At 31.3% G+C, this 16,903-nt stretch carries 7 protein-coding genes; 3 read left to right on the plus strand and 4 right to left on the minus strand.

Going from position 1 to position 16,903, the window contains the following annotated elements; genetic code table 11:
* Window positions 1-58: 58 nt before the first annotated feature.
* Both BQ4446_RS01550 and proC read right to left on the minus strand, forming a co-directional pair.
* On the minus strand, window positions 59-643 hold the full coding sequence (locus BQ4446_RS01550; protein WP_071026056.1) for a DJ-1 family glyoxalase III: 585 nt from the start codon (window positions 641-643) through the stop codon (window positions 59-61).
* Between the two features lie 45 nt (window positions 644-688).
* Window positions 689-1,450 carry a pyrroline-5-carboxylate reductase gene (gene proC, locus BQ4446_RS01555; RefSeq protein WP_071026058.1) on the minus strand — a complete coding sequence of 254 codons (762 nt, stop codon included), beginning with the start codon at window positions 1,448-1,450 and terminating at the stop codon, window positions 689-691.
* 81 nt (window positions 1,451-1,531) lie between these two features.
* Here proC and BQ4446_RS01560 point away from each other — a divergent pair, with 81 nt between their 5' ends.
* From BQ4446_RS01560 to BQ4446_RS01570, 3 genes are all read left to right on the plus strand, one after another.
* Window positions 1,532-2,092, plus strand: coding sequence for a chromate transporter (locus BQ4446_RS01560; protein WP_071026060.1), 561 nt, complete (start codon window positions 1,532-1,534; stop codon window positions 2,090-2,092).
* The gene (locus BQ4446_RS01565; protein WP_245149638.1) at window positions 2,089-2,649 is read left to right on the plus strand and encodes a chromate transporter; all 561 of its coding nucleotides are present in this window, start codon (window positions 2,089-2,091) and stop codon (window positions 2,647-2,649) included. The genes BQ4446_RS01560 and BQ4446_RS01565 overlap by 4 nt, the downstream gene beginning before the upstream one ends.
* A 98-nt stretch (window positions 2,650-2,747) precedes the next feature.
* Complete coding sequence (locus BQ4446_RS01570; RefSeq protein ID WP_071026061.1) at window positions 2,748-4,319, plus strand: SH3 domain-containing protein; 1,572 nt, start codon at window positions 2,748-2,750, stop codon at window positions 4,317-4,319.
* 149 nt (window positions 4,320-4,468) lie between these two features.
* Here the strand turns inward: BQ4446_RS01570 and BQ4446_RS01575 are convergent, their stop codons facing one another.
* Window positions 4,469-15,916 carry a SpaA isopeptide-forming pilin-related protein gene (locus BQ4446_RS01575; RefSeq protein WP_071026063.1) on the minus strand — a complete coding sequence of 3,816 codons (11,448 nt, stop codon included), beginning with the start codon at window positions 15,914-15,916 and terminating at the stop codon, window positions 4,469-4,471.
* A complete protein-coding gene (locus BQ4446_RS01580) occupies window positions 15,913-16,902 on the minus strand; it encodes a peptidylprolyl isomerase (protein ID WP_071026065.1) in 990 nt (329 codons plus the stop codon). The genes BQ4446_RS01575 and BQ4446_RS01580 overlap by 4 nt, the downstream gene beginning before the upstream one ends.
* Window position 16,903 lies beyond the last annotated feature (1 nt).

The following is a 16,903-nucleotide window of genomic DNA, read 5'->3' on the forward strand; positions in this document are numbered from 1 at the left end:
TAGGAAAATCTATTTTATCTTAAAAAAGCAGCTCCGAAGAGCTGCTTTTTAGAAGTATTTATGAAATTTTATCTTTTTTTATAAAATTTTCAAGTTTATTCAAAAGATATTCTTCCTTAACCATTTCCATTTTTTCTTTTCCCGCCAATGCTTCCGCAACTTTTAATCCCATGTATGGAGAAAGGCCAGGTCCCATTCCAGTAATTATATTATCTTTAACATATACTGGCAAATCTTTAGGATTTTCTACAGACATTCTCTTTTCAACGCCAGGATAACAAGTAAATTCTCCATCAGTTAAAATTCCTGCCCTATCAAGAACTGACGGACCTGCACAAATTGCGGCAAGAATTTTTTCATCTTGATTAAAGACTTCAATGATTTCAATTACCTTTGGATCATTTTTTAAATTATTTGCCCCTTGACCTCCTCCAGGGATAAATAAAGCCCTGTAGTCTTCAATATTAATTGAATCTAAATTTGTATCTGTCAAAATCCAAACATCATGAGCGCTTTTCACTTTTTTGCTTTCCCTAATTGAACATGTTTCGCAAACCAGCCCTGCACGCCTTGCTATATCAACCACGCTTAGTGCTTCAACTTCTTCAAAACCATCTGCCAATAAAACTAATAAATCTTTCATACCCCTTCTCCTTTCTTACTTAATTTCTACCCATTTCTTTTAATTTTATAGCCTTGATTTTATTATATTATCAATGGCGTTTATTAAAATTCCTCTTAATCCGTCATTTTCAAGGGACTTTATGCCAACAATTGTTGAGCCTTTTGGTGTTGTAACCCTATCTTTCAGCTGACCTGGATGAGTCTTTGTTTCCAAAACCATTTTTGCAGAGCCAAGAACAGTTTGAGAAATATATTCATAGGCCTCATCCCTTTTCATCCCATGAAGGACTGCCCCGTCACTTAAGGCTTCAATAATTACATATATAAAGGCTGGCAAACAGCCACAGACTGCTTCAAAAGTTAAAAAATCTTCTTCTTCAATTTGCGTTACCTTTCCAAAATATGAGAATAATTTTTTAATTTCCTTTATTTCTTCTTCTGAAATGCCTTCTCCTGGGCATATTGCCGTCATAGATTCAGAAACCATGGCAGGAGTATTTGGCATCATTAATAAAAATCTTCCTGCTCCTAAAATGTTTTTTAATTTTTCAAAGCCAAAAGATGAGGTTACAGAAACAATAATTTGATTTTTTACTGAATCCTTAATTTCATTTAAAACTTTTTCATACATTTTAGGTTTTACTGTAAGAATAATTAGGTCAGAATTTTCAACAACTTTTGAATTTGAATCAAAATATTCTGCTCCTTCAATTTTTCTTGATTCATTATAATGGGGGGAGTGAAAATTTACTTTGACCCCATTTTTGCATATTCCTTTTGTAATGGCTGATCCCATAGATCCTAAGCCTATAATTCCAATTTTCATCTCATCACCTTACTTTATTATACTATATTTTTATACTTAATAAAAATTTCTATGGGTGCTATAATATTTATAGGTGATGAGATGAAGGAAATTTCGCTTCTAAAATTATTTACAACATTTTTTAAAATTAACTCCATAACTTTTGGCGGAGGATATACCATTGTCCCAGTTATTAAGGATATATTTGTAGAAGATTTAAAACTTATTGATAATGACAAGATGATGGATATTGTTGCCCTATCTCAGGGAAGCCCTGGTGCTATGGCAATTTCCTGTTCTATTTTAACTGGCTATAAATTAAGAGGCCCCCAGGGAGCTTTGGTTTGCCTTTTGGCAAGCGTCCTTCCCTGCCTAATAATCCTATCTTTAATTTCAAAATTTTATATTGAATTTCAAAATAATTTTTATATAAGATCGGCCTTAGAAGGAATATCTGGAGTAATTTCTGCCGTTTTATTTATAACTGTCATAAAAATGGGAATAGCATCCTACAAAAAATATCCAGGCTTTACTTTAATTTTAATTGCTCTTATATTTGTTGCAGCTTACTTCTTTAGAATAAATACGGGAATATTAATTTTATTTTCAGCAGTTATTGGCATATCAACTTTTTCTACTTTAAAAAGGAGGTATGAAGTATGATTCTCAAATTATTATTTATTTTCATTGCAATTGGTGGCCTATCCTTTGGGGGCGGCTATGCAGTTATACCTCTAATTTCAAAATATGTGGTTCACGAAAATGCTTGGCTTACAATGAAGGAGCTTGTGGATTTAATTTCAATTTCACAAATGACTCCCGGCCCTATTGCCATAAATGCCGCAACCTTTGTGGGCCAAAAAATTTGGGGTCTTAGAGGAGCCTTAATAACAACTGGAGGCATTGTCCTTCCTCAATTTATCCTTCTGATGCTCCTTGGATATTACCTATTCACTAAAAATAAAAAATTTGCAGTTTTAGACTATTCTTTAATTGGAATAAAGGCCGGCATAGTTCCCTTAATTTTTATTACCGCCCTTGATCTTTTTAAAAGCTCTGTCTTTAAGGGAGCTATAACCATTAAAAACTTAAGCGTGCCAGCTGGCATTTGCTTTATCCTTGCCCTAATTTTATATAATAAAAAAGTCAATTTATTTAAACTAATAATTATGGGGGCAGTTTTGGGCATAGCTTTAGAAACCGGAATTATGTATCTATAAAAACTTGCAGGACTGTCCCACTTTAAAATAAAATTATAAAGATAAATAATAAAATACAAAGGAGGACAGCCTCCAACAAAAAATAAAGGAGATAATAAATGGAAAATTTTAGAACCCTCCCAACAACCATATATTTTAATCCAAAAGAAAGCCTTCAAATTTCTAATGCTGAACTTGTGTCAGGATATTTTTCCCTAGCCTGTGACATAATAAATATGTCTGAGGAAATAATAAAAAAAATTACCCTTGGTGTGAAATTTAAAAACTTTTCAGGAGCCTATCTTTTAAATTCCAGCGAATTTTATTTTACAGCAGATGTTAACCTTGGCCCCTATTCCACCTATTTTTTAAAACCCTTTTCCCTTGACGAGCGTTTTGCAGATGCCCGTAGCCTTGACATAAGAATTTTTTCCTACATAACAGATAAGGGCGGAGTCCACGCTGATTTTACAGATGAAATTCCCATAAATCTTCCCCTAATTCCTGAAAAAAAACTTGAAAAGATAAGAGAAACCTTGGGTCCGGAAATTAAATCCTATGGCGAAAATCACATAAGCTATTGGTCATGCGTATGCACAGCCATAAATCCCATAGAAGAAGAAAAATGCAGATTTTGTGGCAGACACAAAAATTTTGTCCTAAATAATTTAACAGAGCCTTTAATCAATTCAAAAATCGTAAATATTATCCAAAATACTTCAACCCAATCAAAAATAGAAATTGAAAACCTTGAAAGAAACTTAACTAGGGATCATATCACAAAAGTTGCACCAAATGCAGAAAAAATTTCAGATACAAGGGTAAATGAAGAGGACCTCGCTGAACTTAAACCCGCCAAAAAATCTAAATTTTCCCTAAAGAGCATAGAAAAAATTTTTGGCACTTTTTTAATCCTTATAATCTTAGTCTTTCTTAGCAGAAATATATATACCGCAAGGCAAATTGCCCTTGCCAAAAGTATGATAGAAAGCGGCGAATATCAAAAGGCCTATGAAAGCTACCAAAAAATTTCTTATTTAAATCCCATGAAGGATATGGATAAGGAAATCCAAAAAGTGAAAGAACTTATTGAGTCAGATAATAATTTCAACTCAGCTAAGGAAAAAGTCTTGACAGGAAAATATCTTGCAGCCTTTTCAGACTACAAAAAAGTTATAGGAGAGGATGAAAAAAATTATAGGCAAGCAGGAGAAAATATGGAAATGCTTGAAAATTTAATTTTAGAAAAGGCCCTTAATGAATATAGGGAAGGAAATAAAGATAAGGCACTTTTCATGCTTAATGAATATCTTATTATATCTCCAGAATCTGTTAGAGCATCAAATTTACTGGCAGATATAAATAGCGATAGGGAAGCAAGGCTTTCAAAGGATATTAAAGAAGAATTTGAAGAGGACAAAAAAAGGGGAAAAGATGGCCTTGAAATTAATAAACTTTCAGATTCCCTCCTTCACACCTTTCAAAAGGTAACAGCAGAAAAGGCAAATTTAAGAACAGACCCGAGTGTTGATGCTGATATAGTTAGAATTTTAAAAAAGGGAACTGACCTTTATATTGAAGAAACAAAAATTGAAGGCAAGGAAAGAATATGGTGCTATGTACAGGCCAAAAATCAAGAAGATGGCAATTCATATTGGGGCTGGATTTCCCATAAAACCCTAATGCCATAAAAACTTTATAATAGCCTTAAATACTTAATTCCATTTACAAGAGCATAGCCTAAACATCCTTTTTGTAAATAGATAATATAAAAAATAAAATGATAAACCGAAGACATATTATTGCCTTCGGTTTATTTTCTTTAGAATAAATCTAAAATTTATTCAGCATATTTTCTCTTTCTAAGGTACATATAAGCTCCGCAAATCATTAGAGCAAATCCTCCACCGTAGAATACTAAATCCCCAATTCCACCTGATTGAGGGAACACACCTCTATCATTTACAATCTTAAAGTTAACATCATTTGCATCAAGACTAATATCAAGACCACCACTGGGAATTATAACTCCAGTATCAGTAACTTTTTGATTTTTATCATTCACAAGAGCTTTATTTTCTTCATTAAGAACTTCTAATAAATATGACTTTTCATTTTCGGCATCAATTTTTATTTTATATTTATTAACAGTCTTCCCAAATCCAAAAGGTGCCTTTTCTTCTGTCAAGATACATTCGCCATCAAAGTCTTTTGTTGCAATGAATTTAATTTGATTTGTATCGTTTAAGTCTAAAAGGTCAAATTCCTTTGTCAAAGTCTTATCAACCTTATTGTCTTTGCCAATATGTTCAAGTTTCAAGGTCAGTTTTCCTCTCTTCACAGGGCTATAGGTCTTTTTATCCTTATCTTCTAAGAATACTTTTAAAAACTTAAAGCCTATTTTTTTATTGGCAAAGTCGGCCTTATACTTAAAATTATTAGTATCTAATGTTTCATAACCTGTAGCAGGATCAATTTTTTCATTTTTAACTTTCAGATACTTAAAGTCTTTTTCATCCTTAATTAAAACTCCCTTGCCATTTTTTTCTTCCCACTCATAAAGTTTGATTTCAAATCTTGTAACCTTGGGACTATTTGTAACTATTGGAAATCCAGGAAAATTTTGAAGTATAGAATATTCCTTAACCTGAATTGCTATTTTCCTATTGGCGATGCTATAGTCTTTTGGTGCCTTAACTTCTTCTAGTAAATACAAGCCAACATTTAAGTCATCAATAACAAATTTACCTTGATCTTCGGAGAAAATTGCACTAATTGTTTTTAATGAATTTCTCTTATAATCAGTATTGGCATAAACATTATCAATTTTACTATCATCAGGGTCTTTGCTTAATTTATAAAGAATAAATTCAGCATCTTTAAGTTTCTCATTCTCATTTTTACTATCAACTTTAGTAAATTCAATTTCTGTTGTAACTTTTTTATTTGTAATCTTAACTTTAGATCCAAATTTATAAGTCTCATTATCCCCTTGGCCTTTATTTTCCATAGCGATTAATTCTGTCCTATCATCAGCTACATTGAACCTAGGTTTATCGTCATATTTTTGGTGCAAATATTGTGACTCGAAGTCCTTATTATGAATTATCTTCAGCCCTGTTGGATTGTTATTAGCATCTGAATCCTTTTTAACTATTAAGACCCACTTTCTTTGATATGTTGTAGTCTCATAGTCGGTTGGCGCTTCAATTTCATCAAGTTCATAAATCCCTTCAGATAAGTCTTTAAAAGTTGTTTCACTTAAACCTAAAAGAGAATTTTGTTTATAGTAGCCAAAGTCTTTAGCCTCATCTCCCCTAATAATTTCTTGGTTACTAAATCGAACTTCTGTAGCTATAGGATTTTTATCTCCACTATAAATTATCTCTCCTATACCAATACCATAACTACCTGATAAATTTTTAGGCGGCTCTGCATAGGTCTTTTTAAGAGCAAAAGCTGAGTTCTTTAATGGATTTCCATTTTCATCAAGCTTTTCAAGTTTTAAGTCTACTTTTTTATAATTAATTATTTTAAATTCTTGAATTTCATGGTAATCACTTGTATCTAAACTATCACTAAATTTTATATCATTTCTCATGCTATCAGTATCTACAAGTTTAATTTTCAATTTAGTTTCCGTGCCATTATTTACTTCATCAATATCAAAAATCCAAGATCTTGGCTTTGAATAACTAGAAGAATCAGTTTCGGTAAGCTTATACCTACCTTCCTTTAAATTTTTAAAAGTAAATATGTGTTTTGTGACCTCTAATAAATTCCAATCAATTTCTCCTTCTTGTTCATTAAAATAATATCCATTAGAACCTTCAGGAATAACTTGGCCAGCCTTTTCTCCATCCTTATAAATACCTTCAAGTTTAAATTTTGCATACTTCACAGGTTTACCATTAGGTGAACCATCAGCCTCAACCTTTTCAAATTTAAGTTCTGTATCAAGAAGTTTGTTTTTAATTGCATCAATGGCTCCATCTCTATCTGAATCAACAATATTAGGATCTTCTTTATCCTTTAAATATTTTGTTATCCACTTCCCATTGGCATCAATACTTACTTCTATATAATATACTTCCTTGTTTAATTGATAGCCCTTAGGCGGTTCAATTTCTTTCAACCTATATTTCCCAATAGTAAGGCCTCTAAAGATGACTTTACCACCTTCATTTTCAGATGTTACTTCTTTCTTATATGCTTCATCTCCAGTGATAGGATTGTTTTTTTCGTCAACCTTAACAAGTTCAAATTTCGCACCAGAAAGTGAATTTCTTCCAGTTTCATCTAATTTTTGGAATTCAAAAGTCGTCGTATCATTAAAATTTGTAACCCCTATTTCATCAATAGTTGGATATGGAGCATCAGGTCTTGCTGGGTTAGATCTTCCATCATCTTTTTCATGAGGAACAAGATTTATATAGTCCTTATACTTTGCAATTGAATCTGTATGACCTAAACCGTAAATTTTTTCTGTTTTTCCATTAATTTCAACTTCTTCAGCGAAATCAAAAATAACTTTCATATAATTTGCTTCAGTCGGTAGAACATTTTCATTTGCTTCAACTTTAAAATACCATTTTTGATTTTTAACATCTTCTCTAAATCCTTTAGGGACTTTTGTTTCTGTTAATTCATAGATACCAGGTGTAAGTTCTCTAAAATAATTATCACCTTGAAGTCCAGTTGCTGATGAAATTTGATCATAAGGTTCATTATAATATGCTTCACCTTGCTTACCATTTTTTATTTTTCTTACTCTAAATTCAGAGCCATCAAGAGCATAGCCTGCTTCAGAACATTTTTTAATTCTTAGGGGTATTCTCCAACCCGTTTCATTAATATTAAATATTTTTAATACGGATCCATTTTGAATTTCAAGTTTTAGAAGTTTAGCTTTTCCTTCACCTTGAGCTTTGGCATCTGAAAAATTAAGTTCATAAAAGTCTACATCACTTTTTCTTACTCTTTTTCCATTTTCTATGTCATAAGAATCATCATAAATTTTACCTCTCGGATAGGTCCAATTACTTCTTAAATTTTCATTTAGGACATATTTAATTCTATAATCACCATTTGGGTCTAAATCTTTAATTAACTTTTTGTCCTCAGCCTCTACTGGAATATCTTTATAATTATCGACATCATTCCATGATGAGCCATCCTTCCTTTGCAGAGTCATTTTTCCAACTTCGCCTATTGGTTTTGCAGTAGACTGATCTCCTGCTTTAATATAGTCTGTATAAACAAAGCTAATCTCTGCATTATAGGAGTCTTTAGCCGGAGGGTGCTCTTCTTCTTTTAATTTTTTTATAGTTGGTATATTATCTATTTCATATTCTACTTTATCTTTCTCTGGCTTAACTTTTAAACTTAATACATCATAGGGTGTATCATCTGTAGGATTAATAATTTCAGCTTCCAAAATTAATTTAATCCTTTCACCCTTACCCAAGTTAAAACCAGTTTGATAACTACCTGTTGAATTTATGCCAACTAACCTTAATAAATCAAATTTCCATTTACCAAGTTCCGTACTTGTATCCAATCCTTCAAAATACCTATTATAATCTCTATTGTTTACATAAGCACTCTCACCATCTTTATTCGTGGTTCTTATTAATTTTAGTTTTATATTATCTTTAGGACTTATAGATACATAACCTTGATTAATTGCATCCTGTCCTTCGGCTGTTTTTCTAAAAACATTACCATTGTCTATATCATTTAAAAAGCTATTTAGCAAGTCAAGTTGATAAAATACGCCTAATTCATTTGCGCTTCCATAAGGTCTAATAAATTGTACATTTCCATTATAGTAACGATAATTTATATCACTATGGTTTCCCATCGCTTGATTATAAAGCTTTATTAAATTATTATCCTCTCTAAAATTGCCTTGGTATGTGAAATAAATCCCATCATAGTTAGCGCTACTAAGATTTGTGAAGACTTGGTCCATATAATAGGATCCTCCCCTTTTTTGGGGAGCTCCTGTTGTATTTTGAAAATTAAATAAATAGGTCTCATTAAACTTTACACCATCAACATATTTATTATTTACGTCCCCAAAATATTTATTTCTCTCAGAATTTACTAAACTTAATAAGTGTGCACTACCATCATTTCCTCTATTGATTCTATTTTTAATATCTAACGCCCCAAGGTAATTTTTCAGTTGAATTTCTGGTCCATAATTTACAACATTGCTTTCTATAGTGTTTCCTGGTAACTTTTCAACTCCAGGCTCAGCAAGTTTGTAATTAATAAATCCACTGTTCTCTTCCATTTCATTTAAAGACATTAGACTTCTATTATAAGCACCCACAACTATATTTGAAGCATCAGCGTCATATTCAATAAGTGTAAAATATAAATTAGCCTTATCTTTAGCTTTTTTTGCCATTTGCGAAATAAAATAATTAATATTATTGTCTTGTGTGCTATTAGTAGTATTATTACCATAATTTTCTGCAAAATCCATAGATCTATCTACTAAAAGTGTAATCAAAACATTGGGTTTTGTTTTCTTTCCCTTGCCTATTAATTCAAGTGTAACTTGTGCCTTACCATTTTTTGTTTCATATTGACTCTTGTCAAAAGTAACTTGGATATTATCATCATCATATAAAATGCTGCCGCCGTTATTCGCTGGTACTCTTAAATTATTATTAGTTACAACCCTTGCATAGTTAAGCCTTTCTGAATATTCCCTTGTTGTAACAAGAGGATTATTATAAAGATAAAGACCATTTTCAGACACTTCATTAAAATCTCCACTATAATTTGTTGAACGCCCTTCATTTCTTATTAAATTTTCAAGTTCCAAATTCTTTTTTAAAGGTGCTCTTGACCTTCCAGAAACATCTGTATTTTTACCATGACCTTTAACATATTCTGCTGTTACTTTTCCATCATCAAATATTGTTACATTCCAAGTATCAGTTGTCCTCTCATAACCAGCGGGGCCTCTACTTTCTTCAAGAACATAGTAACCTGGTTTTAAATTCTCAAATTCAGCTAGTCCTTGATTTTCATCTTGCTTACTAGGATCTGGGATATCTGTTTGAGCCTTGCCTTCAGTTACCTTTTGAATATAATCTTGACCTGATTTTGGATCTTTTGTTTTTATAAAATTTTCATTTGCGAACCATAGCCTAAATGTCGCACGTCTAATTCCGATTTCACCAGTTGCAGGTGGAATTGCAGAACCAGTCTTTCTAACTCTTAGTTTGCCAAGACCTGGCTTTCTATTAATAACTCCTTCCAAAATATTATCTGGGCTTACTTTTGCATTATTTGAAGCATCTCTTATTATAACTTTAAGATTAGGTCCACCATAAGATACAACGTGAAGTACAAATCCAGTTTTATCTTTTACATATCCATCCGGAGGATTAACTTCTTCAAGTTTGTAATACATACCAGTTCTTAGATTAGTAAGATTAAAATCACCATTTGCATCAGCAGTAATATTTTCTTGAATAGGTTTAATTTCAGTATCTCCGAATTTTGCTGGAAGTTTTTGTCCGTAATAATCCGCATTATATAAATTAAATGCAACATCTTTTCCCTCAGCATCAACAAGTCTATCTTTTGGCAATGCATCTATGCCACCTTGATCATTTTCAACATACTTTTTAAATTTTAAACTTGTTACAAAGGCCTCATTATCTATTCTATAGACTAACTTATTTTCTCCATTTTCAATAATAGGGATTCCTTCAACTGCATTCCCTTCTTTATCATAATTAAGGACCTTTACATCGTAAGTCAAGGGACTTCCTGTACCGTCATATTTATCTTTTAAATAAACTTTTACAAGCCATTTTGTGTTTTCTGGGGTTTTGTAGCCATCTGGTGCAACAATTTCTTCAAGAATATATTCCCCGGCTGATAAGTCATCAAATTTAAAAGTACCAAGTTTTTCATTTACTTCTTTATTGATAAGATTCAGTTCACCATCTTGCTTAATTGTTTCATGTTTTACATAATATCCATTGATTTCTTCAAATATTTTATAAAGTTTATTGTCATCAAGGCCATCAAAAACTATATTAGATGAACTTCCTGTTCCTTCAAGGCTTTTAACATCTTGCCAATTTCCATAATCATCTTTAACTTGCAATTTATATATTCTTTTAACCTTTGTGTCTGGGCTAGTATCTTTTTGATCTTTGCCACGCTCCCAAGAAGTTATTATTGTGATTTTTCCATCTTTAGAATGCATTTCTTTTGGAGCTTGTTCTTTTATACCTACTACTTCAGATGTTGCTGTCTTATCATAGGAATACCCAGTACCTGACTTTTGATAAAGTCTAAACTTTGCCCCATTTAATGGAGTATTAGCAATTGAATCATATTTTTGAAATTCTATTTCAGTCTTTATTGGGACATCTACAATATTTTTGCTTTCTTCAATTGTTTGATCTTCAAATATAACTACAGGTTTCTTTTGCCCATCAATTTTTTTAACAATAACTTTTAAATCTTTATGCTTTTCAAAACCCTTTGGTACTTTAGTTTCTGCTAAAATATAGGTTCCTTCACTTAAACCATCAAATACAAATTCACCCTTAGTTCCCTTTGAAATTTTTTCATATACAACTTTTCCATCTTTTAAAATTTTTTGACCATTATCATCAACTTTAGTAAGTGTGAATTCGGCACCATCTAAAGGTCTATGGCCGTCAGTTTTTGTAAACCTTAATTCTCCTAAATTATCAAGAATATTTTTAATCTTAACAGTTAGTTCATTATCGGTTTCCATTAAAATTGTTCCATCTGAAGCCACAGGAATTTCAGCTTTACCATCAATATCTAATACATTGTGGACATAGTCATTGATGTGTATATCTCCTCTTATTGATGGATAGTATGCATCACGTGCATTTTCTTCCTTTTTGAAAATTTGAAAATTAACAGGCTTAATTGGTTCATAACCTTCTGGAGCCTGAATTTCTTCAAGTTTATACTTTCCTTCCTTTAAATAAACTTTATCTTCAGTCCCTTTTGATGTCCATTCCTTTATTTCTCCTGTTTCCCTATTGATTGTTCTAAACTTTGCGCCTACCAACTCTTTATTATCTTTATCGACTTTTGTTACTTTTACAGGTCTATGAACATAGGCCCCGATTAATTGTTGGTAGTCATTTAGAGAACCATGTGTGTAAAGTACAAGATCAACAGAGTCAGCTTTTTCTTTAGTCCAATCATCATTAGAGTTATAAGACTTACGAACATCTTCCCTTATCATTCTTGCCATTCTTGCAATTCTATAATCATGTAAGCTGTCATTTATATTTTTATACTGATAGCCAAATTCGGCTTCACCATCAGGAATATTTTGTGGAAATAGTGTTGTTCTATTTTCAGCATCTAGTGTTCCAAATAAAATTTTCCTTGAATAGAAATCAGAATATTGCCCAGCTGTATATGGGTTTGTTGTATCGACTAAAAAAGGTGTAACTGAAGAGCTTATGTCCCTATTATCTGTTAAATTATGGACGAGTAGCTGAACAATTTGTGACTCATAAACCCTGTGCAATCTCTTGCCAGTATCTTTTTCATACTGAGCCTTAAATTGGTCAGTATAATAATAAACTCTTTTTAATAAGTCTTTTACTCTTTCTTCTGTAGTTCCAATCTTTGGATCATAATAATTAATCCTATCACCAACATTGTATTGATTATTAACTTTTTGCGTAAGAGTTGATTGTCCCCTATTTCTATTACTAATGGAATTAAAAATTAATTGCCCTGAAGGGTCTTCAGTTCTTGTAAGTCTTGTTTCATAAGATTCCGTTGTTGAAGGATCTGGAACACCATAATTTATGCAGACAACAATTTCAAAAGTTTTATTTATTCTAAAAACACGAGAAGAGAAAGGTGTTTCATAATACATTCTGTATTCAGAACTAAGATCCGTTTGAGTTTTTGTTTCAACAGAAAGCTGTTTAAAACCTCCAGTAGTTTCTCCTTCTTGTGCAATTAAACTTGATTGATTTGTATACTTGTTTTGTAAATCCACATTTATTTCAATTTTCTTACCTTTGTCTACAGGTTGGTTCCCTGATTTATAAAATAATAGAGTGCCTGGAAAATACTCTCCATTAGAATTTTTAGCTTCGGATAGAGAATTTACTTTTTTATAGCCACCATCTATTAATGGAACATAAACTATAGGTCCGTCAAAGGATGTATCTGGATTTAATTGTACCTTTTTTTCTCCAGTGCTTGTGACTATTCCTTCATCAGGTTTTTCACCAATTCTTAAGAGGTCTGTAAGTATCCAGTAGCCTTTTGAACCCTTGGTTTCAGCAACAATAGTTCTCGTTGGATCCATATAAAAGTTTTCAGTTTTTGTTTCACTTTTTATTCCCTTTGCAATAATTCTTGCATCAATAAGATTGAAAGGCTGACTTGCATATTTTTCGGCTTCTTCTACGCCTTCCATCCATTTAATTATTACCGGAATTTTATTAAATTCAGCTTTAAAATCATCTAAAATCTTTTTTATATAATTTTGATCTGGATTTAATCTAAGACCTAGGGAGTATTCTGAATGCAATTCTTCTATTGATGCTTTAGCCCTGATTCTTATTTTATTATCAGTTGCATTTTGCAGTTGTTCCTTTGTGATTTTCAAAGATCCTGCATCAAATTCATTTCCAAGTGCTAGCGCTCTTGTAAATTGTATATTGTCATAATTATATCCTGCTCCAAATTCAAATTCTTTTAGCCCTTGACCTCTTGGCGCATATAAAGCAAGATTTAAATAATTATATTCTATATTAGGATTATTTTTTAAATCACTAACATCAACTTCAATATCCCACCAAACTTGTGGCTCTCTAGTCCAATCAATAGCTCCATAATTTATGCCTACCCCGTCTTTATAGCAAAGCTTTTGGCTGGATTTATATGCTAATTGATAGGGATATGTTGTTTTTTCTCCTTCAGGACTTTCTTGCCAATTTAAATCATTAAGATTTAGGTCTGGAAATTCCGCCTTAAATTCGTCTTTAACTTTTGAAATCTCAGTTGAATTTAATTTCCCTTGATTTTTTAAAGCAAGTAGTTTTTCATTTATCCAATTTTGGGCATCTTCTTTATTTATTTGAACAATAAATCTATTGAAATTTTCTTCTGTACCAGTTTGATGAGCTAAATCTGAAAATTTTGCAATAAAAGCATTTTTTAAAGTATTTCTTTCATCATTAGTAAATTTTCTTATAGGTTTACCTTGTTTTAAAATTTGCCCTTCAAGCCAAATTTGTTCATCATGTTTAGATATTTCAGCTACAAGCTTATTAAATTCTGCCTCAACATTATTAGGATACTTGCTTTGGTATCTTTGGGTAAAATCATTTTTTAGCTTCGCCTTTTCTTCAGGAGTCATTTCTCCATAGTATTTGCCTAACTTTTTAATTTCACCTTCAAGCCAAATTTGTTCTTCAGATTTTTGGGCACTAGGGCTTGCCATTAGATTTAAATTGCCTGCTTCTCTTGCCATCATAATCATATCCATAATTTCATCTTTTCCTTCAGATGATTTTGTGGATAATAAACTTACTTCAGTTTTTGTAGCTAATTTTTCCTTTAGAGGTGTTTTTTCTGTAAAATATTCTCTATTATATTCTTCAAGATTATTCTCAACTTCTCTGCCAGAATCAAGTTTTTGACTTATGCTTATATTTTTATAATTCTTAAAAAAGTCATTTTCAGCAACTAATTTATCAGCCAGAATTACTTCCGTTTTTGTGTCTTCTTTTAAATCTGCAATTTTTGTTTTATAAATAAAGCTGAAACGTGGTAGGTCGCTGCCATTTGTAGGAAGGTTTATATCAAATCCGTCTTTTTGCAGTTTTACTTTCTCATCCCAAATTCCAGGATAAAGTCTATTGTTTTCATCATCATAAATTTCAATACCATAGGGGATTTCTTCTTGATTTTCTCTTCTTACTTTTATTTTTGATGAATTTTTTCCTTCAGCCTTTTTTAATAGATTAAATCTATTAATTTCAAAAGCTTGACTTTTTATATAGTCATCCCCATCTTTTGCAAGACTTGTGTCATAAGTATAAATATACTTTGTCTTGGCATCAAAATTCCTGCTGCCATATAATTTAAACTTATCTTCAAGTCTATTTTCCTTATCGCCAAATGTTGAAATATAGGATAGTTTTACTTCATCCTTATCAATAATTTCTCCATTGTAGGAGTTATTGCCTTCAAGTAAACTTGCTGTTTTACCAGCTTCAAGAGCCTTGTCAATTAATTTTTTGTCAATGCTAATACCCTTATAAATTTCAAAATTTGAAAAGTCTTCATTGTCAAGGTCATCAATTTTAACAAGGTCTTCAGGATTTTCTTTAAGTCCTATTAAAAATTCACCTGAAATTCCAAAGGGTGTATTTTTAATAATTTCTGCCCCTTCATTTGTTAGCTTAAAAGTAACCCTGTTATTATTTAAATATACATTTATAAGGCCTGTGCCTTTTTGGTTCTTAATTATGCCAAGGCTAATGTCTGAATTATTAATGCCGCCACATTTTAATTCTTCTGGCAAATCAAGGCTAAATTCAGTTCCGGGATTTACTGTATTTGGAATATTATAATAACAGTTTAAACCAGTTTCATAGGTCCAGTTTCCGTCCCTATCTTCCCTATAATGAATATCCTTTAAGTCTACTTTATAAATGCCTTCAATTCCATTATTTTCACTATTATTATTTTCAAAATTGCGAGTTTCATAAAATTTACTTAAAAGTTCCTCATTTTCAAGATTTGTACCTTCGATTTTTTTGATTTCCGGAACTTCTTCCGCCTTCTTTTCTATATCTTCTTTATTTTGAATATCTTCATTAATTTTAAAACTATTATTTTGATCTTTCTTATCTAAATTCGCAGGCGTTAAGACAAGTTCATCGTCCCTATTTAATTCTTTTTCTTCATTTGCCTTTGAATTAAAATCACTTTTTCCATCATTACTCTTTTCAATATTCTTTTCTCTATTGTCATTATTATTTATAATAGGCTTTTCTTCAGATAATTCATTTTCCCTATCTATAATTCCATCTTTTATAATAGATGAAGATGCATCTCCTGAGTCATTTTTTACTTCTCTATCTAAAATACTGTCTGTTTCGATAATAGAACCTGTTTTAGAATTATTAGAACTTGAATTATCTGATGCTGCAAAAACAAAACTACTTGGAAAAATTTCAACTAGCATGAGAATTGCCAGCATAAAAGATGTAATTTTTTTTATCATAGTTTATCCTCCTTACTCATTTTCAAGTTAATCTCTTTATTGTCCTTACTTCCAACTTCATCCACATACATTTTTATATCTGCCTTCTCTTTCAGCTTTTTTACATATTCCTGATACATATCATCCTTAATTTTTTGATTTATGTCATCTTTCACACTATTAAAAGGCTGAAATAGTTTATCATCAAGTCTAATAATGTGGTAGCCAAACTTGGATTTTACAGGTTCTGAAATCTCACCAGGATTTAATTTTTTTATAGTTTCATCAAAAACTTCTTCCATAACACCTGGCTTGAATTCTCCAATAAATCCTCCTTGGTCAGCACTTTTTCTATCCTCTGAATAATTATTTGCAAGTTCTTCAAAGGTGTGAGTGCCAATCTCGCCCTTTACTTTATTTGCATCTTCAAGACTATTCAAAAGAATATGAGAAATTTTGGCTAAGAAATAATCATTTTTGTGATCTTCATAATATTTTTTCATAAGGTCTTCATTAATATTAAAGCCCTTTACAATCAGCTTCTCATGTTCTTCTTTTATCTTATCTCTGATTAGTTTGTCCTTATAATAGCCTTCACTAATTCCTTCTTCTTCCAATTCTTTTTTTAAATTTTTATTTTTCTTAAGTTGAGAAATTTCATTTTTAGCCCAAGTATCCTCGATTTCTATGCCCTTATTTTTAGAATCTTCTTCTATTAACTTATAGATAATCATGTCGTCTAAGACTTTTTTTCTTAAATATTCGTCAATAGTTAAACCACCCTTGCCGGAAGGCTTGTTTAAGAAATCCGAAGATCCCGCCTTTTTTATATAATACTTCTTCCTAATCTCATACTCTTTTTTAAAATCATCAGCTAAAATCCCTCTGCCATTTACGCTAGCAATCTCACGAGATTTCATCTTAGAATAATAAGTAATAAAAACAAGGAGAAGTCCAAGAATGAATATAGGTAAAAGTATTATGAAATATTTAATTGTCTTTTTCACC

Origin of the sequence: Peptoniphilus raoultii, from assembly GCF_900099555.1 — a bacterium.
Lineage (GTDB): Bacteria > Bacillota > Clostridia > Tissierellales > Peptoniphilaceae > Peptoniphilus_A > Peptoniphilus_A raoultii.